The following is a 24548-nucleotide window of genomic DNA, read 5'->3' as shown; positions in this document are numbered from 1 at the left end:
GTTAGAATATTAGTCCAAAATAGATTGTAATACCGCTTTCACACCTTTTTCCCGGATACTGTGTGTAAATCCGGTGTACAGGCCGACGAAAGATGCTACTACTGTGAGATCTGTACTGCGGAATGCTGATAGCCGAAGAAAATCAACCGGCTTATTGCTGTCTGTCTGCTCCCGATCTTCGGTAGTCAGCCATGGCTCGGCTATTTCAAACTTTTGCTGCTGGTCATCAGTCTGATATTTGAGATAATGCCTGTATGAGGCTATTAAAAAGGCAACACGACTTAACTCCTGATCGGCTTTGATCATGTTAAGGAGATTAGGCATGATGTATACCGGAAATTTGGAAATTCCGTCAAAGCATAGTCTGCTGATCTGATCACTCACTGCCGGGTTGGCAAACCGTTCTATCAGTGTTTGTTTGTATTCTTTCAGATCAATTCCTGCAGGTGCCGGTACATGAGGCGTGATATCTGTATCCATAAAATCACGGATAAATTTTACCATCTCTTTGTCCTGCATGGCTTCATCCACTTTGCGGTATCCGATCAGAAAAGAAGGATAGGAGAGTAAGGTATGAGAGGCATTCAGTAAGCTCAGTTTCATGTTTTCATAGGCGCTTACATCATCTGTAAACTCTACACCTACACGTTCCCAGTCTGGTCTTCCGGCAATAAAATTATCTTCGATTACCCATTGCATAAAATCTTCGCAGTATACAGGAGCTTTATCATCAATACCGCTTTGGCTGTTCAGTCGTGTTATATCCTGTGCTGTTGTTGCCGGGGTAATCCTGTCAACCATACTGTTGGGAAAACTCACATTTGTTTCCATCCATTCTGCCAGTTCCGGATCCTGAGCCGCAATGAACGTACTAAATGCACGCTTCGCTGTATTGCCGTTGTGCTGCAGATTATCACAGGAAAGAATCGTTATACCTCCGTTGCCACTTGCTTTGCGCTGACGCAGACCTTCTGCTATAAAACCAAAAACTGTACTTGGATTTGCCGGATGTGTCAGGTCATCTTTTATCCGCTCATCGTCCAGCATAAATTCATTTGTGACTTTATCCAGATTATAACCCCCTTCTGTAATCGTAAGGGTGATGATACGGATAGCGCTGTCAGCAATTTTGTGCAGCAGCTCCTGCTGATCTTCCACTGCCCATAGCAATTCAGAAAGAGAGCCTATACGGTAGATATCATGTTCACCCTCCCTTCCGCAAACCGTCAGGGTGTAATCTAAATGTTGTGAACGCAGGTTTTGTACGAGTTTCTCATCCCCCGGTAGCAGACAGGCACCGCAGATTCCCCATTGCTTTTGATCTTCGTCATGAAGTAGCTGGTCTGTATAGAATGCCTGATGAGCCCTGTGAAAGTTGCCCACTCCAATATGCAGAATTCCTGACTGTATCGTATTACGGTCATAATTATATGTATGTACCTTCATATTACATTATTTTTGGTTTAAATAAAATGCGAATTGGTTAATCAAATTTATAGGAGCAGGGGTCTTGGAATAGCATGTCTTTCAGTAAATTATCTCTGGGATCGTTCCCAAAGTTGTGGGAACGATCCCATGAATGCATGTTTTTCTTAACTTTGGAAAAATAGAGTGTTTTATGAAGCGTGTCACCATTAAAGATCTGTCCAAATACTTGTCCTTGTCTACCTCTACGATATCCAGAGCATTGGTAAACGACAAAAATATCCATCCCGAAACCAAACAGAAGGTTCTGGATATGGCAGAAAAAATGGGCTATAAACCGAATCCTACTGCACTGAATCTTAAGTACGGGCAATCGAAAAGCATTGGTTTTGTTGTTCCGGAAATGACTACTCCTTTTTCAGCGAAAGTGTTGCAGGGGATCCAAAGTGTTCTGTATCCGTTAGGATATAGAATAATCATTATGCAGTCGGATGAAAATCCGGAGATCGAACGCAAGAACCTGTTGATGCTGGAAGAGTTTAATGTGGATGGTATCATTATCAACCTATGTCATGAAACATATAATATGGATCTGTATCAGCAGATCATGAGCAGAGGAACAGCTCTCGTATTTTTTGACCGGATACCTGCCAAATCATTGGAAGCCTCCAAGGTAATGGTCAACGATCATATCAAAGCCTCTCTTATGGTCGAACACCTCATTGCTACAGGACGCAGAAGAATCGTACATATCAAGGGACCTTCTTCCATTCGCAATGCTACCGAAAGAGCATTGGGCTATGAACGGATATTGACCAAACATGGTATTTTTGACCCTGAATTATTAATCAAAACCGATGGCGCAACATTTGAACATGGCAGGAATGTGGCACAGCAACTGCTCAGCAAGAACATTAAATTTGACAGTATTTTTGCTTTTACGGATACCCTGGCTATCGGTGCTATGAACTATCTCCTGGAGCAGGGAATCAATATTCCGCAACAGGTCGCTATTGCCAGCTTTTCAGGAACAGAACTCGCAACTATTGTACATCCGCAATTGAGTAGTGTGGAACAACCGCTGACTAAGATGGGGGAGACTGCTGCTCATATGATGCTGGATAAGATAAAAAATAATATAGGTGAATGCCAGACTGTGGTGATGGATGCCGAATTGATATACAGAGCTTCTACATTAGGATAAGAAAATTTTACTACAGAAATAACGGATAAATAATATTGTACACTAAACCCGGAGAGAATGCAGACAGAAAAAGTTTATGAATTGATGGGCTGTAAAATACCTGTTGTCTTTACGAATCAACTGATCAGTATTAAAGGGCCTGCAGATCTAAAAAAATACTTGTCCGAGGATATAGATAACAGATCAGCAGTTCTGGTCCGGCATATTAAGAAGGATTATTTTGATTTCACAAGTAAGCAACTCCTTGTTACGGATGATTCTATGATCATTGAGATATGGGGACATGTATTTGCAAGTCATATCGCCGGAGCGATCAAAAATCTTGTACAGCTCAGACTGATTGAAGATGTTGCAGACTTTGTCATTAAGAGGGGAGATATCATAGATTGTGGTGAAAGTGAAATAGATAGCAACCGGAGGATATGGGATATACTATCCGGATTCAAAGGAATTATCCTGAGTTTTATGTAGATATACCTTCTTGTATAGCTGGTCATATTTTTATAGCAATCTTATTTTTTTCTTTTAATTTGCTAATATTTTTAGTATTTTTTGTTATTCATCCATTTGTTCATATATGTGAGTTGATGGCTTGGTAATAATCGACTAAATTATGGCAACACATCACTCTGTAATAACTGATATTAAAGCAATAATTTCTCGGGCAAAGGATAGTGCAATACGTGCTGTTGACCATCAGCGAACACTTATGTACTGGAATATCGGACAACGTATTTTTGAAGAAGAACAGGAAGGTAAAGAGCGTGCGGACTACGGCAAATACCTTACTGAATATATAGCACAGGAACTTGAACCTGAATTCGGAAGTGGATTTTCGAAGAGACAGATTGAATTGTTCCGGCAATTTTACAGGGTATTTCCAATTGCGAATACACTGTATTCGCAATTAAGCTGGAGTCAGTACAAGTTAGTTATCCGATTGGATAATACAGATCAGCGGGAGTTTTATATTGCCGAAACCATAAAAAATAACTGGACAGTCCGGCAGTTAGAGAGGCAGATATACAGTAATCTGTATGAGCGGCTGTTGATGAGCAATGACAAAGAGAGCGTACTGGCTGTTGCCAAAAAAGAAAAGCTCCCTTCTGATGCAAGTCAGATTATAAAAGACCCTATGATTCTGGAGTTTCTGGGTTTGAAAAGAGAGAATGCTTATTATGAAAGAGATCTGGAAACAGCTATTCTGACTCATTTACAGGAATTTTTACTCGAATTGGGAAATGGTTTTTCATTTGTGGCCAGGCAAAAGCGTATACACATCGAAGGTGACGAATTTTTTCTGGATCTTGTTTTCTATAATCGGTTGCTGCAGTGTTTTGTAATTGTAGAGATTAAAACAACCAAGCTTACTCATCAGGATATAGGTCAGTTACAGATGTATGTAAATTACTATGATCGTATTGAAAAACTTGACCACGAAAACCCAACAATAGGGATACTGTTATGTGCCAATAAAAATGATGCTGTCGTTAAATTTACTTTACCTGAAGGACAAAAGCAGATCATAGCCAGTCAGTATAACCTTTATTTGCCTACGGCTCAGCAATTACTGGACGAGATGAACAAAGAATTGGAGAGTTTTAAAGGGAAAGCTAATGGTGACTGAGGAATGCTGTTATGTATGAAGATAGCTATAGTTCTGATACGCGATGACTAGCTGAAACCAGTGATTTTGAACAGATAATAGCCTGATCAGACGATATTACGTATGATAAGTTGTATTTTTAGATAAAAGAGATCGTAATAAAAGAAAATATACAACAGATTTCAGACGTTTATAAATAAAATAACAGACATGACGAATGAGGAACTGACAGCCCTTGAAAAGGCGTCTAATAACGGTGATGATAAGTTGATCAGCGATCTGCTCACTCTACTGGACGGAAAGAAAAATTTTGATGATTATAAACTCAAATCCTCTATCAGACAGTTCATTCAAAAGGAAAATTATCAGATACTGAATGCGCTGATTGATAAAGGACTAATTGAAACCGATCTTTATGAGTACGATCGTTTCAGTGGCAGTGTGATAGAATTGCTGATCCATCCCGGCATCACGGATCAACAGGCTTTATCTGCCTATCTGGACTGGCTGCCACAGTTATTCAATAAAATAGATGATATAGATGAAGAAGTCAGCGGAGTAACATTGCTTCAGTATGCATTGGGTATCGGAGCTCCTCTTGGATCCTTACAAATACTTGTAGCATGTGGAGCAGATATTCATCAGAAAGATAAATACGACCAGTCTCTATTGTATCATGCCTGCAGTGTATCGCCTGTGAATGTTAAAAATGCGCCTGAGATCGTGGGCTGGCTGCTTGATAATGGAGTAGAAGTGGATGCTGCAAATGTAGAAAACAGAACGCCTTTATGCCGGGCAGTTTCTACAGGAAATATTTCCCTTCTTAGTTTGTTGCTTGAAAATGGTGCAGACCCCTCTGTACAGGATTGGAAAGGTGAAAATGCATTTTATCATGCTGCGGTACATCTGCATAATAAAGATATGGTAAAACTACTGTTGCAATACCAGACTCCTGACTGGCATATGCTGACTAAACAAAATGAAAATCTCCTGAATGCATTTCTTCGGGCTATGCTGAATGGGAATGAAGATGATTTGGAGATACTTGAATTGTTCTTTGAAAATGGTGCAGATCCCGAGATGACAAGTCAGTACTATAGCGCAGAAAAATCCGGCCTGGACTGGATTGCCGAAAAACCCTTTGAAATAATGGAGCGTTTGCTGGAAAAGCAATATTTCCGGATAGACTATCAGGATAATGAAGGAAATACACTCCTTCATAAAGTTTGCCGGTTCAATGTAAATTATGAGGAAAAAGCAGCTAAGGATCTGTACCGTAAGGTCAAACTCTTGCTGAAAGCAGGTGCAGATCCGAACATCGAAAATACAGCAGATAAAAAAGCGGTAGATTATGCGATGGAAGACAATCTTAAAACCAAAACGGTAGAACTTTTATTAAATCAGTAGAAATAAATCAATGTCACAATCATTTATAAAAGCCTGTGAAGACGGCAAACGTAAGATCGCTGAGATATTATTGGAAAAACAACAGGTAGATGTCCGATACACGGACGAAATGGGACGTACGGCACTGCATTATGCTGCCCATCGCGGGTATCTGGACCTGGTAAAACAATTGATCAGTGCAGGGGCGGATATCAGCTATGAGGAACATAATGGAGAAACTCCCGTTTTCTTCGCTATCCTTCAAAAGCAAAAGCAGACCGCCCTATATCTGATCGGACAGGGAGCTAATCTGCAGATCAACGATTTTCAAGGTAACAGCTTGCTTCACGTCGCTGCAAGTAGCGGACAGCAGGAGATTGCAGAAAAACTTCTGCATGAAGGTCTGGATGTCAACGCACTCAATAATCAGGCAGAAACACCGTTATTGCTGGCGGTACAAGGTAAATTTCCGCCTGTTGTACAGGTGCTGCTTCATAACGGAGCAAATGTAGATCTGACGGATAGAAATGGAAATACGGCACTCAATACAGCTGTAAGCAACAGTTCTGTTCCTATTGTAAATATGCTTCTGGATAATGGAGCTACAGTTAATTTGCTGAATGATCAGAGTGAAAGTCCTTTGCTTATTGCGGCCAAACTAGGTAACCGCATTATAGCGCAGAAGCTGGTGGAGACCGGAGCTGATATTTTTACGGAATCAGCAGATGGCGTATCACCTGTCTGGTATGTATGTGGCAGTAACCAGAAAGAACTTTTATCTCTCTTTATTTCCAAAGGTCTCTCTCCGGACTATGCAAGGCCGGTAGACTCGTTTGATGGAAAAGACGGACAGTATATTCAGAAGCTTATAGCGCGCACAGGGACTCGTACATTTATTCTGGGGTACGAACCTCATTATGCAGGAGAAACATTATTGCAGACAGCTACAAAGTCCGGCTACCTGTCTTTGATGAAAGTATTAACCGACAATGGTGCGCAGATAGATAAGCAGGATGCCTCCGGTAATACAGCGCTGCACTATGCAGCTGCCTATGGTAAGAAAGATGCTGTTCGGTTTTTACTTGCTAATGGCAGTTCTCCTGATATTACTAACGTATTGGAGCAAAAGGCTATAGATTATTCTAATATACAGGGTTTTAATGAAATCACAGCCTTACTGATTGAATATGGTGCAACACCTGATCCGGTTGTATCAGGTTCAGTTTCTCCGGTTAAAGAGGTGTCAAGAGAGGAAAAAACGCCAATGGATATGGCACAGAAAAAACAAGCGCTGTTTGATCTGAAGGATTTGCTGGATGCGGGAATTATTTCCAGAGAAGAGTTTGAACAGGAAAAAAGTAAAATTCTACAGGCTTAACAAATAATCAGGATCTTGAAAGGAAAAGAAGATTATCAAATACAATAATAAATATGATGAGATACGGGCATATTTTGATTTATATACTTCTGTTTTGCGGAACAGCTCAGGCACAAAACAAACGTCCTGTACTGGATATCATGCTGACTAATTATGCTTATCCTTATGAGGTACACTATCTGAATTTTCAGAGTCAGGGGCAGGAGATCCGCATGGCCTATATGGATGTGCAACCCTCACAATCAAATGGTAAAACGGTCATGCTTCTGCATGGTAAGAACTTTAACGGAGCATATTGGAAAACTACAGTTGAATCACTGGTAAAAGAAGGATACCGTGTTATTGTGCCGGATCAGATAGGATTTGGAAAATCTTCTAAGCCAGTTGGTTATCAGTTTACCTTTCAGCAACTGGCCAGCAATACAAAACTATTGCTTGAAAAGTTAAAAGTGAACCAGATTTATTTGTTAGGGCACTCTATGGGAGGCATGCTGGCAACAAGGTTTACCTTGATGTATCCGGATATGGTCGGGAAACTAATTCTTGAAAATCCGATCGGACTGGAAGATTGGAAATTAGTAGCACCTTATACTACGATTGATGAGAATTATCAGAATGAACTGAAAGCTGACTATGAAACAACCCGAAACTATCAGTCAGGCTTTTATTATGATAATAACTGGAAAGCAGAATATGACGAATGGGTGTATTTGCTGACAGGATGGGTCAAATCTCCGGATTATCCTATAGTCGCTATGAATAATGCACAGACTTCGGATATGATATTTACGCAGCCGGTAGTCTATGAATTCAGCAACATTAAGACACCAACCTTACTGATTATCGGTACGAGAGACCGAACTGCCATCGGTAAAAATAAAGTGAAGGATTCAGTCGTAAGAGAAAAAATGGGGCTTTATCAGTTTTTGGGTAAAGAGACACAGCAGAAAATTAAAGGGTCACAATTGGTTGAGCTGGATAATGTAGGTCATTTGCCACATATTGAAGTATTTGACCAGTTTATAAAACCATTGAAAGGTTTTTTGGCTAACCAGACCGGCAATTAGTCTGCTACGAATACGGAACCTGTCCTGTATACAAGTTCTTTTTTAATGAGCAGCTAATCATGAGCTTAACACAATAGGATACCTGGAATATCAATATCAACCTCTCTGCCCTACGGGCATCTCTCCTTGAGAAGGAGAGAAAATATCCTGGTTTAACCATTGCGTCAGTTGGTGTCCTCACCAACTGTCTAACACATTAAGTCTTATACACTTTTTCTGGCGCAAGCATGTTGCTTGTGTCTCTATCGGAATAAATAGGTCTACTTGGAATATCAGTATGAACCTCTCTGCCCTTTGGGCATCTCTCCTTAAAAAGGAGAGAAAATATCCTGTTTTAACGATTGCGTCAGTTGGTGTCCTCACCAACTGTTTAACAATTAAGTCTTATAGTTAAAAAATAAATTTAAATAAAAATGTAAAGTTTGCTTGACATTATGAAAAGTATACTTACCTTTGTTTTATAAACATTAGAATTATGAAAGCTATTTCATTCCCCGGACTTTTTACTTTTCAGAGGTATATCGGTATCCTGGTCACTGTAATCGGTGCATTAATCCTTATATTTGACAGGAGACCTGAAGCAAGTACGCCGCTTATGATCGGATTATTCACGCTTTATATTTCAAAAAGCAGGGTAGAAGATGAGCGATCGTCAAGTCTGAAAACTTCTTCTCTGTACATTGCGTTTATACTTGCATATACGCTCAAACTGATAAGCTCCAATTTGTTTTCGCATGGGATAGCGGGCATACAGATTACTGAAGTAGATCACTTTATTATTTTAACATTTGGTATAGCCCTGATCACTTATTATATCAGGCTGTATTTCGGGAAATAAAGAACATAAATGACCAACACGCTAAAGGTAGAAAGAGCAAGACGAAATATGACGCAGGCTGAGTTAGCAACACTGGTGGAAGTATCACGTCAGACTATAAATTCCATTGAGATAGGTAAATATGTTCCCTCAACATTACTGGCACTGAAGATTGCGGCAGTTTTTGAAATTTCGATCGAAAGTCTTTTTAACCTTGAAGAATCGGACTGGAACAGGTAATGAAGCTATATTCCTGATCAACATGTAAATTAAATTAGTTAGGTAGCTTATGACAAAGCCGGTAATAATCAATGGCAATCACATCCATGATATCAGTTCTTTTTATGAAGAGGTTAATCGTGTTTTTATGGCTGAAGAAGATTGGAAAATAGGCTGTAGTCTGGATGCATTTAATGATCTGCTGTATGGCGGATTTGGTATTCTGAATAAAACAGAGCAGCCCAGACTGATCTGGACGGCCATTGAAAAAAGTAAGGCAGCTCTCGGATACGATGCGACCAAAGCATATTATCAGCAAAAGATAGATGCCGGTCCGGTCTTTAACACGAGTTTTTTTGAACACAAACTGGCTGAGCTTATGGAAGGGAAAGGGCAGACTTATTTTGATATTGTACTTGAGATTATAGCCGAACATCCGGAGATTTCTTTGGAAATGCAACCTTAAACTGTCCCGAAGAGTTGTGAAATAATTTATTAAGTTTGAGCATGGAGGAATTATTGATTTCCATTTCCCGATTAAATCCTGCTGTACAGCTTCTGATCTTTCTGGGACAAAATATTCTTGTTTTTTTGTTCGGGCTTTTGTTTGGTTATTATCTGTTACGAAATAGTGCAGCACATACCAAGCGGATTTCAAGACGGGATAAAGGTATTGCAGCCGGTACTGTTGGGATCAATGCTGTTGTGACTTTTGCGGGATTTATACTGTGGGAGAAGGGCTGGATTGACATCGCCTTCGGATGGTCTTTTTATGCCATCACAGATTTACTGATCCTGTTTTTTGTAATGGATCTCCTTATGTATATTTTTCATCTGGCTATACATTATTCCTTTATGTATAAGTACATTCATACATTGCACCATGAATCTGTTGATCCCAACCCTATAGATCTCTTTGTGCTTCATCCATTAGAGACAGTGGCATTCGGAGGTATGTGGCTGCTCTTGCTTCTATCAGGAACATTTAATATCTGGGCGATCTGTATATATCTGACTCTTAATGTCATTTTTGGTATTATAGGGCATTTGGGTAGCAATAGTGATACATACGTGCCTGCTAAAAGTGTAATGAGTTATCTGGGTACAGCACACTTTCATCATGCACATCATCGGGATGTTCACTGTAATTTTGGTTTTTACACCAGTATCTGGGACAGGCTTTTCGGCACTTATGCAGTGAACAAAAAAGAGGAATAAAATTTACAGGTATGGACTATCCGAAAGGTTCTTGTTTTGGCCATACTATACATAGAAATCAGGAAAAAGATCGAAGAAAGAATTTTCGGACCTGGGTATGATCTGCTGTCTAAAGTTGAATATTCGGAACGTCTCCGACCTCAAACTCCCAGGTATATTCGTAGTGAGGCAGATCTGAATTTATCTCAGGAAAAGAGAGGTGTTTGATTTCTTTTGCATTTCCATAATCCTTGCCTTCCAGAAGATATATACCAAGATTTTTGTTTATTTCTTTTACTATTCCGGGAGTGATAGCTTTATTTATTTGTCCGTCAGGAATGACTTTTACATGAATCTGCTGTTTACCGGCTTCTTTCAGGTAAGCTGTAAGTTCATAAGGTGCAGGAATACCATCACCATTGTGAGATTGTGCCAGCAGAGAATCATTCACAAATATTTCATAATTGATATTTCTGATATCATGATTCAGAAAGTACGTTTTGGTAACCTTGGTTGGCTCCTCTACAACTTTTGTTTCGCTGCTTACTGTATTTTTACCGATATCGCGGCAGCCTGTTGAAAATAGGAAGCTCCCGATTATGCACAAAATAAATTTACTCATAGTTTTTCCTTCTCTGGCAGATAACATATAACGTACAGATGAGGTATATCTGTCCACACGTTAATTATAATCCTCTAATTTACATAAATTCTGCGAAAGGGACAGGAATTACGCTATGCTTTTAGCTAATGTTTGATTAAGATATATAGTATATAATTAAAAAGACAATGCTGAAATATATCCATAACAGACAGAATAGAATATGGATAGCTGTTTCAAATTTCTTACCTCTCCACAACTCTGTTGAATATCCTAAAAACTGAACGATTAGCCTGATAAACCAGAATATTCCCAGACCCAGACATATCTTTTTCCCCAAAGGAGTATGGATTAGTTCATAAGAGGAGGTATAGCAAAGTAAGCCCATAAGGAAAACGCTAATTCCAATAAACAGCGTATGAATGGACATCATCTGTCTGTTAATAAGATTTAATGATTTGAGCTCCTGCTTCCAATTGAAATATTTAGGGAATATGATATGGATTCCTGCCAGAACGATCAATAGTATACCTATGATTTTAAGCTGTAATTCCATTTTTTTCTAATATAAATGTACTGACAAAGGGGGTTACTTTAATTTCCTCTTTTAACAGAAAACCGGCTTCCCTAAAGATATGCATCCAATTCTTTTTGGCGTAAAAATGCAGAAAGCCAATTGTATAAGCCAAAAAATTAGGTATATCCCGCAAATGTTCTGTTATCATGATTTGTCCGCCTGACTTTGTAATTCTGTTCAACTCCCGGAAAAATGAGATACGCTCATCTTCTTGTCTGATTTCATGTACTGAAAATATAGCCAGACACAGGTCGAACGTATTATCTTCAAAGGGCAGCCGTGTTGTCTGTACGCAAACAGCATCTTTTGCCGGATATATTTTTCGGGCTCTTTTTATCGAAATTTCTGTATGTTTTTGCGGATCATAGAAGTCGCATATTGTGAGATGAATATCAGGGGAAATGCTTTTTAGGATAATACTGGTTTCATCAAATCCGGCATTGATATTCAAGACTTGTTTATGATTCGTATTGCCTAGCCATTTCAACTGATAAAGGTCTGATAGATCATAGATATAACAGGATATCATCAGAGAACTGATAATGCTTATCCCTACGATAATAGTAACTGTAGTAAGGATGATTTGGAAATCATGCTGAAGATAAGGATAAAGGAATAGCGAAATAATTAAAATCAGGACAGCAATGACATAAAAATGCCAGTTAAACCGGATAATATTCCATACTCCTGTAAAAGATTTTCGCTTTATTGCCATGTCTCTGTTCTTCCTTTCTTCCAGTAATAGGGGACATTTTTTATTTCAAAAGCACTGGATAAAATTGGTGAATCCAAATTTAAATGTTTGAAAAAATCAAAACGGTAAGCTTGTATCTGTATCGGTGAGGGTTTCCAGTTTTGCCTGACACCTTCTATGATCAGTACCTTTTTGTTGGTTGCATTGTATGTGAATGTAAAGGGCAGAGGACCTGCAAATTTACGTGCATCTTTCCAATCTGAAAATACCGATCCTTCGGGGATCTGTACGTCCTCTTTAGAGCGGACAATCTGAATTTCAAACCCGGATTTTTTCGAACTTACAGAACTGAAATCATCAGTATTTACCTGCAAAATATCCGTAGTAGAGTAATTATAATGGGTAAAAATGTTGCCCATGTATTCCATTTTCTTTTTATCCGTTTCAGATTTTAAAATATAGAGCCCCCTATATTTTTTCCCATCCGCATTGCTGTAGCGGACAAATATCCGGTAACCGATCAGAAAAAAATCGTGTCCCATAAATGAGGGAAATCCTTTGGGCCGAAGGGAAGAGGTCTGTACCAGTGCTACAGCTATAAAGGCCCAATTATCTTCAAAAAGGTCTAATTCCAGGCAATCGGGAATGAATTTCTGAAGCTGTTGTTTTGGTAAAGCAAAAGTGAGAACAACCGAACTGTCAAAAAATGCTTCAACGGCAAAGGGATGATTTTTTAAAAATTCCATAATCAGATTTGCGGTCTTGCTTTTTTATAATGTACAAACTCGGTATAGTATATGAATCCTGAGAAAAGAAGTGCAAATACAATATTAAATCTCCCCCATAAGAGAAGGTCTGGTGCTATCGCAAATTCTATTATATTCATTGTGATAATCACGGCAATCTGTGTAATAGCGTTGAGTCTGGATCTGAATCCTGTCAAAATCCAGGCAGCCATTAAGATTTCGGCAAGACCAATCAGTACTGTTAAAGTCCGGGCGTGCTCCTGGCCCAGAATTGTTGCAACGATCTGCTGATGGCGGGGTTCAAAATCAAGGACTTTGCAGAATAAACCATTGATCAGCCAGACCATACTGATGATCAATTTTTCAAAACTAACGGGATTAAGACTGTTTGTCCGGGCCATACAGATGTTCAGAATATGTATATTTCATTACTGGATCCTATAAAAATACAAATATTCCAGTCTATAAACTACTTTACGGGTAAGGGATTATCAGACAAATTGTTTCCATTGTTCACCTTCAGCTATTGACCTTATAGTCTCATTTCTTTTCTTTAGAAAATCAGTCATATAGGCTGTCAGAAACAATTTCTCAGCTACACATCCCAATACACCCAGGGGAGCTTTGAAGGTAAATAAATCAATCATATTGGTGCCCTCTGTCTGCTGTTCAAACAGGTGAGTATGCTCCATGCTCTCAAATGCACCTTTCAGCATCTTATCTTCAAATCTGTAGGGTCTGTCAAATGCAGTAATGGCTACACTTAACTTTTGATAAATACCAAAGTGTCTCGCTCTCCAGGTCACGGTTTCGTGCAGTTCTATCAATCCTGATAATCTGCCCGCAATAGCTTTTTCATTTGTTTGATGTGTAGACAACTCATGAATATCAATACTTCTGCTAAGGTCAAATACGCGTTCTATGGGAGCTTTGATCAGTGTTTCTATGCGGATAGTGGGCATACTGTATTAGGATTGAAGTAATTTGATAAGGTCTTTTTCGAGTGCTTTTGGTTTTGTGGTAGGCGCATATCTTTTAAAGGGCTGACCATTCTTGTCAATCACAAATTTGGTAAAGTTCCATTTTATCCGGTTACTGATAAAACCGGAAAGTTGTTTTTTAAGATATCTGAATATCGGATGCGTATCAGCACCATTGACATCGCATTTTGCCAGCAATTGAAATGTGACCCCATGATTGACCATACATACCTGCTCTATAGTCTCGTTACTTTCGGGCTCCTGCCCTGCAAACTGATCGCATGGAAACCCTAATACAATAAGTCCTTGCGCACTGTATTTTTTATGAAGTTCTTCCAGCCCTTCAAACTGAGGTGCTAATCCACATTTTGTGGCTGTATTGACAATCAGTACAACTTTGCCTTTATAATCGGACATCGGAATGACCTTCCCTTGGGGAGTAAGGGCTGTTAACTGATAAAATGGTTTTTCCATTAGGGATGTTTATATGAGTCTTTTATAATTCTGTTTCTATCTGTTTTGACCTTATTTATAAATAGATTATACGTTGTATTATACCGCTATCCAACCGCGGAATCCTCTTACAGCATAGTAGGAGGCGGCTCCGTTGTGATAGATAAAAACCTGACCATAACGATAATCTCCGAATATGGCTCCACCTAATTTGCGGATCGGATCCGGAGTGCGCAACCAGCTGGATGTTTTGTTATCAAAATTCCCGAGTTGCTGCAGATAGCGATATTGTTCCTCTGACAGCAGCTCTATTCCCATTTCCATCGCCAGATCTGTAGCATTATTCTCGGGTCTGTGTTCTTTTCTCGAATCTTGTCCTTCGCGGTCATAGCTCAGGCTTCTGCGTCCTTTGGGCGTTTCAGCAGAGCAGTCGAAGAAAATACAAACTCCTGATTTTTTATCATAACTCACTACATCAGGCTCACCGCCGGTTTCTTCCATTTCATAGAGAGACCGGAGTTTATCCGGTGCAGCTTCCAGACGGGTCAGCACCTTATCCCAATGCAGATCAGGATGACGGTGCATATGCTTTTCAAAACGTGTTTTTAATACTTCAAAAAGTTCTTCACGTTGTGCTAAGGATAATTCAGGTTCTTTGCTTTTTTTCATACTGTACTACATTATTATAACCGGTATTGTAGGTTTTAGCGAAATATACAACAATAATAATATTTCATTTTCGATATAAAAACAAAAAGTGCGCATACAGATGTAAAGAAGCTAGAAAATTAAAGGTTTTTTGATATTGCGGGCAGTAGAAGGGTTAATATTTACAGATTGCCACAATACAGGAGTATTGATTGGTATGATCTTACCGGCTTTCAAAAGAGATTCTGACAGCCGGCAAGATATGTATAGTCTGGAAAGCGGATTAAGCTTTTCCGAAAGTTGTAGTCTTTACTTTTTTAGTACTGCCGGTAGATTCGATTGTGCTTTTGATCTCCAAAAGACCGCCGTTCATTCTGTAGTCAACACTGAAAGACTGTGATTTCTGACTTTTGTCCATATATTTAAAAGTGATCTTAGAGCCATATAGCGCAAAAGTTCCTTCAATATTATTTGCAGTGGCATCCTGTCCGATATTTCCGCTCAGGGTAAAGGTATCATCCGGATAGAAATCGATAGCCAGTCTGTTGATTTTAACTTCTTCAGTACTGGTGATTTTATCACCTTGATACGTATCGATTTGCTGGGATACACCGATCCACTCTGCAATAATAGGATCGTCGCTGCTATCCTTGGAACAGGATACAATAAAACAGGTCAGTACTGCTACACAGGCACTCAACCAAAATAATCTTTTTAACATCTATTTAGTTTTCTTTTTTATTAACTGCGAAGGTAGCAAAAATGGATTTTAACAAAAAAAACAATAGCATTTTTGTAGCCAATCATCTATAATGCAGCCTGTTGTTGCAGGATTCATTCTGTAACAGCAAAATTAAATTCCCGGTCTGGGATCTTTGTCTGTGATGGAAATATTAACCGGTACCTTTACAGTGCGCGTCTGGTCTCCGGGCATGGCAAGCAGAACGGTAATATGGCCTTTCAACGTTTCAAAATTTTTATTGAGTTTTACATAAATACCCAACTGTCCGCATAATACATCGTTGTAAGTCCACAGTGAAAAATCCTGCAGGGAAGAACTACTGATATCTTCGAGTAGCTGAAGTTTTTCATTTTTCTCGTTTATCAGTTCATAGTCTTTTATCTCATAAGTTGCAAAGTCTGCGATATCATCCATTTTGTTGACAATATGTCCGTTCTTATTGTATTCCTCAACTTTACTTTTGGTAAGAGGGTAGTAGGTCAGAAGATCAAACTCATGAGCAGGCTTTTTATGTATGAGTGTCAGATCCGAATTGAGGACCATGATATTGCTGCTGATCTGATCCAGAAATTCTTTTGTTTCTTTTTCAGAGTAAGGGTAGTTTGCAGGGCTGTTGCTCTGACAAGCGAATAAGATAGGGATAACTAAGAACAATACTTTTTTCATCTGTTTTAGAATGTATGGACGAATCATTATGCATGTGAAGTTAGGTGTTTTATAGCAGTATCCGGAAATTACCTGGTAAAAATATTTTATTCAGGAATGGGAAGTCAAAAACCTTATAAGGTGCGTGTGTACGAATCTGAAGTCATATATTGCGAATCTGGATTGATATGCTACGAATAGCTATCATCTGTTTTATAATAAAAGAATGATCTGTTTATTTGATCCTGAATTAGGATGATATGAAACCATCACGATATTTCACAAGTATCGGAAAATCAGGAAATAATCTCTTGACTTTCTGAGCTCTCCTGCCAGTCAGAATTACAGTGAAAATCAGCTACCTGCCCCGGCAGGAAAGGGTTCATCGCCTTTTAAAAATAAACTATATACAGATGAAAAATACAATTATTGCCTGTTTTACTTTTTTCATACTTTTATTGTCGTGTACCGATGAACAGGAGATCGCTTATAACGAAAAAGTCTCTTCTGAGTTTTACAGCAATAAAATGCGCTTCGAACAAGTGAAGGAACAGCTTGCCAGCGGGTATTTTGATAATTCCGGCGAAAGTAAAATTCTAAAAGATGTAAAGAATCTGGAGGGGAAGTCTGAGTTGGCTGTCGCTTCCGGTAAAGATATAAATAGTCTGCTGATCAGTGAGACTGCAAAACCATATCATACACAGCTATTGCTGTATCTGGATAAGATCCAATTGTATTATGCCCTCACAGGTGAGTATATCAGTAACACCGATACAGCAGCCAGAAGTCAGTTGCTGGACCGTGTTCATAAAGTAGGGAAGGATGTGGAAGATTTACAAAATAAATGCCTGGAATCTCAGATCCTTTTTTTGAATAAAGCAGGTATACAACAGGAGCCTTTACAAGCTAAATGATGGATAATACGACAAAGCTAAATAAAGATACAATACGCTTGATAATGGATCCGCTACTGCTTGGAGTGGGATCATTTGTCTTTCTTATTCTGCTGACTTATCTGTTTCGTTTTGACAGGAATGTCACGATGGAATGCTTTGCCATTACAGTCATCCTTATAGTCTTACGGGTTTCTTATATACTGGATGTAAATAGTGGTAAACATTTTCGACAACATTATACACGTATTCATGAGAAAAAACTGACCAATGAAAAATTCAACTATCTCCATGAATATTACGAGCGTCCTTCCTTTTATTTTTTTCTGATATTCGGAATATGTGTCGGAGCATATGGCGTATTTATATTGCTCGAAAAATATATTATCGGGGCTGTATTACTGCTAATAGGATCAGGCTTTATTTACCAGATTCTGAAACCTCAAAAAAGTATAAAAATAAGCAGCAGCGGAATATGGTCCACAGATTTTGGATTTATATATCTGAATGATATCAAAAAATTTGAATACCACTTTTCAAACGGTAAATTTTCGTCCAAGCATATCAGAATTTATATGCAGAATCCCGATCTGTATAAGATGAAATTGCCTTATCTCCAGGTTTCTATGCCTAATATTGAAAAGGAAAAAAGCCTTAAAGCGGAGCTTTCAAAACTCAAATAATATCACTGTCTCCAAAGATATCCTTTATCTCCGGACGGATACCGGATAAATAATCGTCCCCGGGGCCTATATTGCTGTGATCTGCAGCTTTAAATAGTGTATGAATATTTAAGTTACGGTATATTCTTTATATTTTTGTGTTGAATAAAGCATTATAAGGAAAAGAGAACATGCCTGTTAAAATACCCAATAATTTGCCAGCTATAGAGCTTCTGAAAAAGGAAAACATATTTGTAATGAGTGACCTTCGGGCCAATACGCAGGATATTCGTCCTATGCGTGTACTTATTCTGAATCTGATGCCACTGAAGATCTCTACAGAGACAGATTTTGTAAGGCTGCTTTCCAATAATCCGCTGCAGGTGGAAGTCGAATTTCTAAGACTGGACTCTCATACTTCCAAAAATACACCGGAAGAACATCTGGAATTGTTTTATAAAGGTTTCGGTGAGATAAAGGAGAACTTTTACGATGGCATGATCATTACCGGTGCTCCTGTAGAAATGATGAAATTTGAAGATGTCAATTACTGGGAAGAAGTCACGATGATCTTTGACTGGGCAAGAAAGCATGTCACTTCCTCCTTGTACATCTGTTGGGCTTCTCAGGCGGCTTTATATCATTTCTATGGTGTAGAGAAAGTACCGCTGGATGAAAAACTATTTGGTGTTTTCAAACATACAGCCACCGAAAAGACGCATCCTTTATTCAGAGGATTTGATGATGAATTCTTTATTCCGCACAGCAGACATACCACGATCCTGAAAGCTGATCTGGAAGGTAAAGAAGAGGTATCTATCTTGTCAGAATCAACAGGCGCAGGGATTGCCATCGCTTCGTCAAGAGGAGGACGTGAATTTTATCTGACCGGCCACTCTGAATATGCTCCACTAACACTGCATGAAGAATATGTGAGAGATGTGGAAAAAGGATTACCGATAGAGGTACCTCTTAACTATTATACGGATAACAATCCGGCTAACCCGCCTTTGGTACGCTGGACAAGTCACGCAAACCTCTTATTCAATAACTGGCTTAACTATTTTGTGTATCAGGAGACCCCATATGATCTTAAAGATGTAGAACATCTGGGCGATATTAAAGTCAACAGTTAGTTCGTGACCTTAGCCATGCTTTCACTTCGCGTTTAGTACTTTAATTTCAAAATGGTATTGAAAAGCAGGGTAGAAGGCTGATTTATCGGAAGAGGATGTGCTTTTACTATGGAGCGGTTCTCCTGCAGGTCTGTATACGCCTTTTACTTTTTTCCATTTGTCATAAAATACAGGCCAGAAAGTCGCTGTGTCCTGCAAGTCCGGTACAAGTCTTATGCATGATTTGGGCAGCTTGATTTTTTGCTTAGCCGTTTTTTTATAAGTCAGATATACCGTTGCCGTCTCCGGATCATAATGATACTTGCCGGTAAATACATTTGTCCAGTAGGCACCTCCCGAATACCAGTCTTTAGCTTCAAAGCGATTGTCCGGCAGAAATGTCCAGGTTGTCCCGGCGCCTGTACCTGCAGCCGATAGTGTACTCACCCAGCTCCATTGCTGGTTTTCCAATGTTTCAGCCCTGAGATCTTGAGCCCGTACCGATCTTAAACAGATGAAAATACTGAATAACAGAATTGCTTGCTTAGCCATATATGCATGTATTATAACGATACTTCAATTTACGGATATATTCGCGCAGGACTATATCCTGATACATATTTGAAGACAGTGGATTAATATTCGATCTGTAATCTAAGTAAATTGAAATGTGAAATAGCGGGTCTGACAATGCTTACAACAAAAAAAAGCAATATCTCTTTTACCTTCCGGAGATCCGTATTTCCTGAAATTATAGAATTCGCTCTTCACTGTGACTTGTTTTTCCCAGTATATTGCTTTTTCTGTCAGATCATAGCATTCTTCCGCATCTTTTGGGTATCCTGTGAATTCCGCTATATCATTGCAGCATAGTGGTCTGTCATCATACTGCATGAATATCGGAATATCGGGTGTCTTCTGGTATTTCTCTGCAAGCATATTCTTGTTTTGTACATATGCTTCTTCGTCCAGATTTTTTAGACCAAGGTAGCGGTCTATAATTTCTAAATATGCAAAATCACAGGAATGCGTAAGATTACACTGTGCTATACAGGATGCGCAGGCCGCATAGATATCGTCATCCACTTTTCCGTTTTCCAGATGCAGTTTACCCTGATAGGCATACAGATCTATATCTGTTCTATTACATACATGGCATTCGTCATAGCAGCTGTCTAATATTTCGAGTGCAGAATCTGCTATAAGTTCGAAAATCTTTCCCATAATACGTGGTGGATTGGAAAACAAGTTTGTTTTGGATACAATATCTTAATAATATGATTTGAAAACAATAAAAAGTACGTATTAAGCTAATAATTGGTATACGAATGTCGCAGGGTTTTAGACGTATATTTGCCCATTATCTCCGGATCTGTATTCCTATGTAAGCGGTTGGTATATTATCCTTAATTTTAGGCTGTATATTTCAGGTATTCTACAGTTATGTCATCAAAAGTAGTATTAAGAATAGAAAAACCGCAACTGGTCAAAAAAGCAAAGGGAGTAAAACTGTTGTTTGCAGGATTGCTGAGTCTTTTACTGATATTAGCGTTGGTTCTGAATTTTAAATCTGCGCTTTTAGGTTTCGCAACAGTGGCTGTCGTATGGCTGCTGAAAAGTAAAACGAATATGCACATAAATAGCTATGTGGCCGTAATACTCCTGTTAGCAGTTATGATTCTGCTGTCTCATTTTCTAGATATAGATTTTCCTGCCTATCTTTTGACAACATTAGTAACACCAGTGGTTCTGCTATCGGGATCTGCTTATTTCTTTCCGGGTGCTGAATCTTCAGCAGAAATTTTTTATATAGACAGGCAGCAACTCAAATGTTTATCCACAAAAGATAATGACTATAAAGCATATTCACTTAATCCTTTTTCATTTTACAAATCTTTTAATACACAGCAGGTAAGAGGTATTGTCTTCGGAGACAATTACATGCGGATCAATATTAATGATGAGCTTATATTACCCCGTGAACTTGATAAAGGTGATCTGGCTAAAATCAGGACATTTATTGAACAGCATTTTGAACACCTTGTCCTGCAACCTGCTATGGAAGAAGCATACAAATCACAAAATCAGTTATATATGCTGAAGTTATTGTTGGTTGTCCCCCTGATCCTGAGCGGTACCGCTGTTTATTTCTTTGCAGACAATGGAAGAGACACCCGGCTTACATTTATTCTGCTTGCTGCGGCGGCTCTTCTGACCATAGTTATTTTGATTCTCTTTAATATTCAAAAGAAGCGGTCCGTCTAAATACAACGCAGCAGATTTAGAGGCTTACTATTTTTGAATATTCTCCAGTAAGTCCGACATTATAGTTAAATACCGTCCGTCTCCTTCTCTGTATGAAATCGTTGATATAATGTAGGGCTTAAGAACCCACACATATTTTTTTTCCTCTTTTAAGCGTGCCAGCTGCTGCGCTTCGATCTGATCATATTCAGAACGTTTCAGCACCAGAAACTGAATACTGAAATAATCCCTGTGATAAGCTCCTTTTTCTGTGTCAAAGCCGGCTTCTGAAGACGGCTCAATCTTCAGCTGAATAATTCTGTCATCAAACTTCCATAGATCGAAGCTCGTATTTTGAGTATCATAATCGTAGATATCGGAGCGAATCGTCTTTATCGTATCAACATAATGTTTGCTGTATTTCTTTACCTCATTGTAGGATAGGTAATTGACTTTTTGGGGAGGAGATGCATCATACTTATAATAATTCAACTCTTCATATGATCCCAGTTTATCGTACAGATGAAAGATCAGGGAATCCAGTTCTTTTTTTGTTTCGATCTCACTGTATCCTACAAAAGAGATCAATTTATCGTTTTCATCTGTTTCCAGTTCGACCTGATCGAATACAAGTCCGTCATAGTGGGCCAGACTATCCGTTTTTAAACTTTTATAATAATATCTTTTACCGGGAACACTCTCATATACCAGATTACCCTCTGTCATATTGACCTTCCATTCATACTCCGCTTTCTGTTTGGCCGCTCCTGTATTCTCATTGACAGAGTCTAGTACCGGAGCAATCAGCTTTACTGCATTTTCATTAAAGGTGAGCTGATTGACATCAAACATGGCTTGCCTGGATAAGATCTCGGGTTGTGATTTTTCGGGAGGAGCAGAAGAATTGGAATTCCCCTGACAGGCAACCAAGGTGTAAAGCAATGCAAAAAATATTCTTTTCATAGATGTGATCTTCAAACTGTAACAACTTAAGAACCGGCTGAGTATTATTTTAAACCACAATATACAAAGTCAGTGCTTTAAAAACAACTGTTAATACCATAGCTACACTCTAACGTATAAAATTACCTGATTTCAGGAAAGCAATGCTATTCATTGATAATCAGTTTAAATCCTATTCCTCTGATATTGACAATCTTGATATCCGGATCTTTGCTCAGCATTCTTCTTAATTTAGTGATGTATACATCCATACTTCGCGACAGCAGATAGCTGTCATCACCCCATATATATTTTAGCGCCACCCCTCTGTCCAGCACACCGTTTTTATTTTCAATCAGCATTTTCAGCAACATAGCCTCTTTGAAGGTGAGATCCTGCTTAAGCGGACCATAATGGAGAGACAAACCTTCAAAATTAAAATTATACTTACCGATGGACATTTCCGTATTAGCAGAAGGCTCCTTTGCCGGAACGGATCTTTTCACCTGAGATTTGATACGGACGATAAGTTCTTCCATACTGAAAGGCTTTTTGAGATAATCATTTGCCCCAAGCTCAAAACCTTCTACAATATCCGCTGTAGAAGATTTGGCTGTAAGAAACAGAATCGGTATATCATTATCTATTTTTCGTATTTCCTTTGCTAACGTGAATCCATCCTGTACAGGCATCATGACATCGAAAATACAGATATCAGGACGCTGTGCACGAAAAGAAGAAAAAGCCTTGAGTCCGTCAGTTACCCATGTAACTGTAAACCCTCTGCTTTCCAGGGCTTCCTTAATAATCTTTCCCATTAAGACTTCATCTTCAGCTAAAAGGATATGGATGTGTTGCATATTACTTATTGTTAGGGGGTAGAGGGATCTCGATGTTGAAAGTCGTGCCTTTTGACACTTCACTGTGTACTTTGATGGATCCGTTGTGTAAATGGATTATTTTTTGCACATAACTTAGTCCCAGACCGAAGCCCTGCGCATTGTGGACATTACCGGTAGGAACCCTGAAAAAGTTTTCAAATATTTTATGGAGATATACCTTTGATATACCTATTCCGTTGTCCCGGAAGACCATATAAAGATTTTTATCATCATTGTAGAACCGTATCGAAATATGTGGATTCTCTTCTGCTTTTCTGTATTTAATACTGTTATCGAGCAAATTAAAGAGCAGGTTGCCAAAATGTACTTTATCCGCCGTTATCAGATCGACTGTGCTGTCATTCTGAATGTCCAGAATTCCGTTGAACTCAGTCAGCAGAGGTTTGCTTTGATTATGGAATGTTGTCAGCAATTCGCTCAGGGAAAACTCTTCTAATTTTATAACAAACGGCTTTTCGTGAGAGAGTTTCAGTACACGTTCTATCATCGATGAGGTGCGGTGCAGCTCGTTAAGACAGATGCCGAGATATTCATCCAGTTTCTCCGGATCATCCTTTATTCCAAAATAGCGTATAGACTGAATCGCCAGCGATACGGTAGAGATTGGAGTTTTGAACTCATGCGTCATATTAGAAATAAAATCATTCTTGATCTCCGACATCCTTTTTTCCTCCCTCAACTGCTTGATAAGATAGATAAGACCATACATAATAAACAGGACAATAAGCAGGGAGATTAAAAGTGTCCAGAAGATGCTTTTCAACGGGCCTAGCATATCATCTTCTACATGCACGGTAGCGATCACATTCAGGTCGATGGCTTTACCCTGTACAGCAATAAAGTTATATTTCTGAAACAGAAGGGTGTCTTTTGTATACCAGATCCTGGGCTGCTGAACGGACTTCAGAGAGAGTTGATATGGATTTGTTATCTGATTGGCCTGAAAATGTTTTTTTATAACCTCACTGATCGCCTTTTCGGTAACGACCAGTCGTTCTTTATACATGATTTCGGGTTTATGTACCGAAACTTTGGAAGATGCCTGAAGCGTATCTGAAGAAGATTTTTCTAACGTATCAATAGTCGTATTGATATTAAAAGTTACTGTATTTTTTCCTTTTTTGGTTTGGATGGAATCGTCCGAATAGATCTGTGTCAGACTCTGGATGGTTTTAGCAAGCTGCCGGGCGGCAATACTGTCTTTTTTCTCTATTTTATACAGTTTACTCATGCTGATTAAACTGTACTGATCCAGACTCTCCAGTACTACACGTCGGATGTTAGCCTGATTTTTTTCTCTGTTCAATTTAAAGTCACTGTACAACCAGTAACTCTGAAGTATCAGCATAGCTACGGTACTTATGGCGAGCAGATAAATAATGACTTTAAATTTTCTTTTTTCCAT

At 38.9% G+C, this 24548-nt stretch carries 30 protein-coding genes; 14 read left to right on the top strand and 16 right to left on the bottom strand.

The window, feature by feature from the left end; translation table 11 throughout:
- Nucleotides 1–9: 9 nt before the first annotated feature.
- Nucleotides 10–1446 carry a mannitol dehydrogenase family protein gene (locus I6J03_RS22505; RefSeq protein ID WP_003006858.1) on the bottom strand — a complete coding sequence of 479 codons (1437 nt, stop codon included), beginning with the start codon at nt 1444–1446 and terminating at the stop codon, nt 10–12.
- A gap of 172 nt (nt 1447–1618) precedes the next feature.
- On the opposite strand from I6J03_RS22505, the gene I6J03_RS22500 reads away from it, so the two are divergent.
- From I6J03_RS22500 to I6J03_RS22455, 10 genes are all read left to right on the top strand, one after another.
- The gene (locus I6J03_RS22500) at nt 1619–2629 is read left to right on the top strand and encodes a LacI family DNA-binding transcriptional regulator (RefSeq protein WP_232279696.1); all 1011 of its coding nucleotides are present in this window, start codon (nt 1619–1621) and stop codon (nt 2627–2629) included.
- 57 nt (nt 2630–2686) lie between these two features.
- Nucleotides 2687–3100, top strand: a complete 414-nt coding sequence (locus tag I6J03_RS22495) for a hypothetical protein (protein WP_003006854.1) — start codon at nt 2687–2689, stop codon at nt 3098–3100.
- Between the two features lie 142 nt (nt 3101–3242).
- Entirely contained in the window at nt 3243–4256 is a 1014-nt protein-coding gene (locus I6J03_RS22490; RefSeq protein ID WP_003006852.1) for a PDDEXK nuclease domain-containing protein, read from the top strand.
- 189 nt (nt 4257–4445) lie between these two features.
- Nucleotides 4446–5642 (top strand): ankyrin repeat domain-containing protein, encoded by a 1197-nt coding sequence (locus I6J03_RS22485; RefSeq protein WP_003006850.1) that lies wholly within the window; start codon nt 4446–4448, stop codon nt 5640–5642.
- 10 nt (nt 5643–5652) lie between these two features.
- Nucleotides 5653–6999, top strand: coding sequence for an ankyrin repeat domain-containing protein (locus I6J03_RS22480; protein ID WP_003006848.1), 1347 nt, complete (start codon nt 5653–5655; stop codon nt 6997–6999).
- A gap of 53 nt (nt 7000–7052) precedes the next feature.
- Entirely contained in the window at nt 7053–8066 is a 1014-nt protein-coding gene (locus I6J03_RS22475) for an alpha/beta fold hydrolase (RefSeq protein WP_003006846.1), read from the top strand.
- Nucleotides 8067–8541: 475 nt separating this feature from the next.
- Nucleotides 8542–8904, top strand: coding sequence for a hypothetical protein (locus tag I6J03_RS22470; protein ID WP_003006844.1), 363 nt, complete (start codon nt 8542–8544; stop codon nt 8902–8904).
- Nucleotides 8905–8913: 9 nt separating this feature from the next.
- Nucleotides 8914–9123 carry a helix-turn-helix transcriptional regulator gene (locus tag I6J03_RS22465; RefSeq protein ID WP_002994517.1) on the top strand — a complete coding sequence of 70 codons (210 nt, stop codon included), beginning with the start codon at nt 8914–8916 and terminating at the stop codon, nt 9121–9123.
- Nucleotides 9124–9172: 49 nt separating this feature from the next.
- The gene (locus I6J03_RS22460) at nt 9173–9568 is read left to right on the top strand and encodes a barstar family protein (RefSeq protein ID WP_003006841.1); all 396 of its coding nucleotides are present in this window, start codon (nt 9173–9175) and stop codon (nt 9566–9568) included.
- Between the two features lie 41 nt (nt 9569–9609).
- On the top strand, nt 9610–10320 hold the full coding sequence (locus tag I6J03_RS22455) for a sterol desaturase family protein (protein ID WP_003006839.1): 711 nt from the start codon (nt 9610–9612) through the stop codon (nt 10318–10320).
- A gap of 109 nt (nt 10321–10429) precedes the next feature.
- Here the strand turns inward: I6J03_RS22455 and I6J03_RS22450 are convergent, their stop codons facing one another.
- The 10 genes from I6J03_RS22450 to I6J03_RS22405 all read right to left on the bottom strand — a co-directional run bounded on the left by I6J03_RS22450 (nt 10430) and on the right by I6J03_RS22405 (nt 16406).
- Nucleotides 10430–10921, bottom strand: a complete 492-nt coding sequence (locus tag I6J03_RS22450; RefSeq protein WP_232279695.1) for a hypothetical protein — start codon at nt 10919–10921, stop codon at nt 10430–10432.
- A gap of 136 nt (nt 10922–11057) precedes the next feature.
- Complete coding sequence (locus I6J03_RS22445; protein WP_003006835.1) at nt 11058–11456, bottom strand: hypothetical protein; 399 nt, start codon at nt 11454–11456, stop codon at nt 11058–11060.
- The gene (locus tag I6J03_RS22440; RefSeq protein WP_003006834.1) at nt 11440–12192 is read right to left on the bottom strand and encodes a class I SAM-dependent methyltransferase; all 753 of its coding nucleotides are present in this window, start codon (nt 12190–12192) and stop codon (nt 11440–11442) included. The genes I6J03_RS22445 and I6J03_RS22440 overlap by 17 nt, the downstream gene beginning before the upstream one ends.
- Complete coding sequence (locus I6J03_RS22435) at nt 12183–12917, bottom strand: DUF2071 domain-containing protein (protein WP_003006832.1); 735 nt, start codon at nt 12915–12917, stop codon at nt 12183–12185. The genes I6J03_RS22440 and I6J03_RS22435 overlap by 10 nt, the downstream gene beginning before the upstream one ends.
- 2 nt (nt 12918–12919) lie before the next feature.
- Nucleotides 12920–13318, bottom strand: coding sequence for a DoxX-like family protein (locus tag I6J03_RS22430; RefSeq protein ID WP_003006830.1), 399 nt, complete (start codon nt 13316–13318; stop codon nt 12920–12922).
- Between the two features lie 90 nt (nt 13319–13408).
- Nucleotides 13409–13879 carry an SRPBCC family protein gene (locus I6J03_RS22425; RefSeq protein WP_003006828.1) on the bottom strand — a complete coding sequence of 157 codons (471 nt, stop codon included), beginning with the start codon at nt 13877–13879 and terminating at the stop codon, nt 13409–13411.
- A gap of 6 nt (nt 13880–13885) precedes the next feature.
- Nucleotides 13886–14371, bottom strand: a complete 486-nt coding sequence (locus tag I6J03_RS22420) for a glutathione peroxidase (protein WP_003006826.1) — start codon at nt 14369–14371, stop codon at nt 13886–13888.
- A 78-nt stretch (nt 14372–14449) separates the two neighbouring features.
- On the bottom strand, nt 14450–15019 hold the full coding sequence (locus I6J03_RS22415; protein WP_003006824.1) for a DUF4256 domain-containing protein: 570 nt from the start codon (nt 15017–15019) through the stop codon (nt 14450–14452).
- A gap of 262 nt (nt 15020–15281) precedes the next feature.
- On the bottom strand, nt 15282–15719 hold the full coding sequence (locus I6J03_RS22410) for a lipocalin family protein (RefSeq protein WP_003006822.1): 438 nt from the start codon (nt 15717–15719) through the stop codon (nt 15282–15284).
- Nucleotides 15720–15851: 132 nt separating this feature from the next.
- Nucleotides 15852–16406: a hypothetical protein gene (locus I6J03_RS22405; RefSeq protein ID WP_232279694.1), complete on the bottom strand. Its 555-nt coding sequence runs from the start codon at nt 16404–16406 to the stop codon at nt 15852–15854.
- 392 nt (nt 16407–16798) lie between these two features.
- Between I6J03_RS22405 and I6J03_RS22400 the strand changes: the two genes are divergently transcribed.
- From I6J03_RS22400 to metA, 3 genes are all read left to right on the top strand, one after another.
- The gene (locus I6J03_RS22400) at nt 16799–17299 is read left to right on the top strand and encodes a hypothetical protein (protein ID WP_003006817.1); all 501 of its coding nucleotides are present in this window, start codon (nt 16799–16801) and stop codon (nt 17297–17299) included.
- A gap of 44 nt (nt 17300–17343) precedes the next feature.
- Nucleotides 17344–17961: a hypothetical protein gene (locus I6J03_RS22395; RefSeq protein WP_232279693.1), complete on the top strand. Its 618-nt coding sequence runs from the start codon at nt 17344–17346 to the stop codon at nt 17959–17961.
- 170 nt (nt 17962–18131) lie between these two features.
- Nucleotides 18132–19076 carry a homoserine O-acetyltransferase MetA gene (gene metA, locus I6J03_RS22390; protein WP_003006812.1) on the top strand — a complete coding sequence of 315 codons (945 nt, stop codon included), beginning with the start codon at nt 18132–18134 and terminating at the stop codon, nt 19074–19076.
- Between the two features lie 21 nt (nt 19077–19097).
- Here the strand turns inward: metA and I6J03_RS22385 are convergent, their stop codons facing one another.
- Nucleotides 19098–19607, bottom strand: a complete 510-nt coding sequence (locus I6J03_RS22385; RefSeq protein WP_003006807.1) for a hypothetical protein — start codon at nt 19605–19607, stop codon at nt 19098–19100.
- Nucleotides 19608–19709: 102 nt separating this feature from the next.
- Nucleotides 19710–20279: a hypothetical protein gene (locus tag I6J03_RS22380; protein WP_003006803.1), complete on the bottom strand. Its 570-nt coding sequence runs from the start codon at nt 20277–20279 to the stop codon at nt 19710–19712.
- Nucleotides 20280–20498: 219 nt separating this feature from the next.
- Between I6J03_RS22380 and I6J03_RS22375 the strand changes: the two genes are divergently transcribed.
- Entirely contained in the window at nt 20499–21320 is an 822-nt protein-coding gene (locus I6J03_RS22375; protein WP_003006800.1) for a hypothetical protein, read from the top strand.
- Between the two features lie 27 nt (nt 21321–21347).
- Here I6J03_RS22375 and I6J03_RS22370 read toward each other — a convergent pair whose 3' ends face one another.
- From I6J03_RS22370 to I6J03_RS22360, 3 genes are all read right to left on the bottom strand, one after another.
- The gene (locus tag I6J03_RS22370) at nt 21348–22262 is read right to left on the bottom strand and encodes a hypothetical protein (protein ID WP_003006798.1); all 915 of its coding nucleotides are present in this window, start codon (nt 22260–22262) and stop codon (nt 21348–21350) included.
- 146 nt (nt 22263–22408) lie between these two features.
- A complete protein-coding gene (locus I6J03_RS22365; RefSeq protein WP_003006795.1) occupies nt 22409–23101 on the bottom strand; it encodes a response regulator transcription factor in 693 nt (230 codons plus the stop codon).
- A gap of 1 nt (nt 23102) precedes the next feature.
- Nucleotides 23103–24548: a sensor histidine kinase gene (locus tag I6J03_RS22360; RefSeq protein ID WP_003006792.1), complete on the bottom strand. Its 1446-nt coding sequence runs from the start codon at nt 24546–24548 to the stop codon at nt 23103–23105.

Source organism: Sphingobacterium spiritivorum (assembly GCF_016724845.1).
Classification (GTDB): Bacteria; Bacteroidota; Bacteroidia; order Sphingobacteriales; family Sphingobacteriaceae; genus Sphingobacterium; species Sphingobacterium spiritivorum_A.
This window is presented reverse-complemented; position numbering and strand designations above follow the sequence as displayed.

What these genes read in the sequence shown, in the direction of transcription:
- I6J03_RS22410 (WP_003006822.1), bottom strand. Translation starts at nt 15,719, where the DNA reads ATGTTAAAAAGATTATTTTGGTTGAGTGCCTGTGTAGCAGTACTGACC.
- I6J03_RS22370 (WP_003006798.1), bottom strand. Translation starts at nt 22,262, where the DNA reads ATGAAAAGAATATTTTTTGCATTGCTTTACACCTTGGTTGCCTGTCAG.
- I6J03_RS22485 (WP_003006850.1), top strand. Translation starts at nt 4,446, where the DNA reads ATGACGAATGAGGAACTGACAGCCCTTGAAAAGGCGTCTAATAACGGT.
- I6J03_RS22455 (WP_003006839.1), top strand. Translation starts at nt 9,610, where the DNA reads ATGGAGGAATTATTGATTTCCATTTCCCGATTAAATCCTGCTGTACAG.
- I6J03_RS22425 (WP_003006828.1), bottom strand. Translation starts at nt 13,879, where the DNA reads ATGCCCACTATCCGCATAGAAACACTGATCAAAGCTCCCATAGAACGC.
- I6J03_RS22460 (WP_003006841.1), top strand. Translation starts at nt 9,173, where the DNA reads ATGACAAAGCCGGTAATAATCAATGGCAATCACATCCATGATATCAGT.
- I6J03_RS22480 (WP_003006848.1), top strand. Translation starts at nt 5,653, where the DNA reads ATGTCACAATCATTTATAAAAGCCTGTGAAGACGGCAAACGTAAGATC.
- I6J03_RS22450 (WP_232279695.1), bottom strand. Translation starts at nt 10,921, where the DNA reads ATGAGTAAATTTATTTTGTGCATAATCGGGAGCTTCCTATTTTCAACA.
- I6J03_RS22385 (WP_003006807.1), bottom strand. Translation starts at nt 19,607, where the DNA reads ATGGCTAAGCAAGCAATTCTGTTATTCAGTATTTTCATCTGTTTAAGA.
- I6J03_RS22500 (WP_232279696.1), top strand. Translation starts at nt 1,619, where the DNA reads ATGAAGCGTGTCACCATTAAAGATCTGTCCAAATACTTGTCCTTGTCT.
- I6J03_RS22470 (WP_003006844.1), top strand. Translation starts at nt 8,542, where the DNA reads ATGAAAGCTATTTCATTCCCCGGACTTTTTACTTTTCAGAGGTATATC.
- I6J03_RS22440 (WP_003006834.1), bottom strand. Translation starts at nt 12,192, where the DNA reads ATGGCAATAAAGCGAAAATCTTTTACAGGAGTATGGAATATTATCCGG.
- I6J03_RS22445 (WP_003006835.1), bottom strand. Translation starts at nt 11,456, where the DNA reads ATGGAATTACAGCTTAAAATCATAGGTATACTATTGATCGTTCTGGCA.
- I6J03_RS22405 (WP_232279694.1), bottom strand. Translation starts at nt 16,406, where the DNA reads ATGAAAAAAGTATTGTTCTTAGTTATCCCTATCTTATTCGCTTGTCAG.
- I6J03_RS22380 (WP_003006803.1), bottom strand. Translation starts at nt 20,279, where the DNA reads ATGGGAAAGATTTTCGAACTTATAGCAGATTCTGCACTCGAAATATTA.
- I6J03_RS22430 (WP_003006830.1), bottom strand. Translation starts at nt 13,318, where the DNA reads ATGGCCCGGACAAACAGTCTTAATCCCGTTAGTTTTGAAAAATTGATC.
- I6J03_RS22400 (WP_003006817.1), top strand. Translation starts at nt 16,799, where the DNA reads ATGAAAAATACAATTATTGCCTGTTTTACTTTTTTCATACTTTTATTG.
- I6J03_RS22395 (WP_232279693.1), top strand. Translation starts at nt 17,344, where the DNA reads ATGGATCCGCTACTGCTTGGAGTGGGATCATTTGTCTTTCTTATTCTG.
- I6J03_RS22505 (WP_003006858.1), bottom strand. Translation starts at nt 1,446, where the DNA reads ATGAAGGTACATACATATAATTATGACCGTAATACGATACAGTCAGGA.
- I6J03_RS22360 (WP_003006792.1), bottom strand. Translation starts at nt 24,548, where the DNA reads ATGGAAAAAAGAAAATTTAAAGTCATTATTTATCTGCTCGCCATAAGT.
- I6J03_RS22490 (WP_003006852.1), top strand. Translation starts at nt 3,243, where the DNA reads ATGGCAACACATCACTCTGTAATAACTGATATTAAAGCAATAATTTCT.
- I6J03_RS22365 (WP_003006795.1), bottom strand. Translation starts at nt 23,101, where the DNA reads ATGCAACACATCCATATCCTTTTAGCTGAAGATGAAGTCTTAATGGGA.
- I6J03_RS22475 (WP_003006846.1), top strand. Translation starts at nt 7,053, where the DNA reads ATGATGAGATACGGGCATATTTTGATTTATATACTTCTGTTTTGCGGA.
- I6J03_RS22415 (WP_003006824.1), bottom strand. Translation starts at nt 15,019, where the DNA reads ATGAAAAAAAGCAAAGAACCTGAATTATCCTTAGCACAACGTGAAGAA.
- I6J03_RS22435 (WP_003006832.1), bottom strand. Translation starts at nt 12,917, where the DNA reads ATGGAATTTTTAAAAAATCATCCCTTTGCCGTTGAAGCATTTTTTGAC.
- I6J03_RS22375 (WP_003006800.1), top strand. Translation starts at nt 20,499, where the DNA reads ATGTCATCAAAAGTAGTATTAAGAATAGAAAAACCGCAACTGGTCAAA.
- I6J03_RS22420 (WP_003006826.1), bottom strand. Translation starts at nt 14,371, where the DNA reads ATGGAAAAACCATTTTATCAGTTAACAGCCCTTACTCCCCAAGGGAAG.
- I6J03_RS22465 (WP_002994517.1), top strand. Translation starts at nt 8,914, where the DNA reads ATGACCAACACGCTAAAGGTAGAAAGAGCAAGACGAAATATGACGCAG.
- metA (WP_003006812.1), top strand. Translation starts at nt 18,132, where the DNA reads ATGCCTGTTAAAATACCCAATAATTTGCCAGCTATAGAGCTTCTGAAA.
- I6J03_RS22495 (WP_003006854.1), top strand. Translation starts at nt 2,687, where the DNA reads ATGCAGACAGAAAAAGTTTATGAATTGATGGGCTGTAAAATACCTGTT.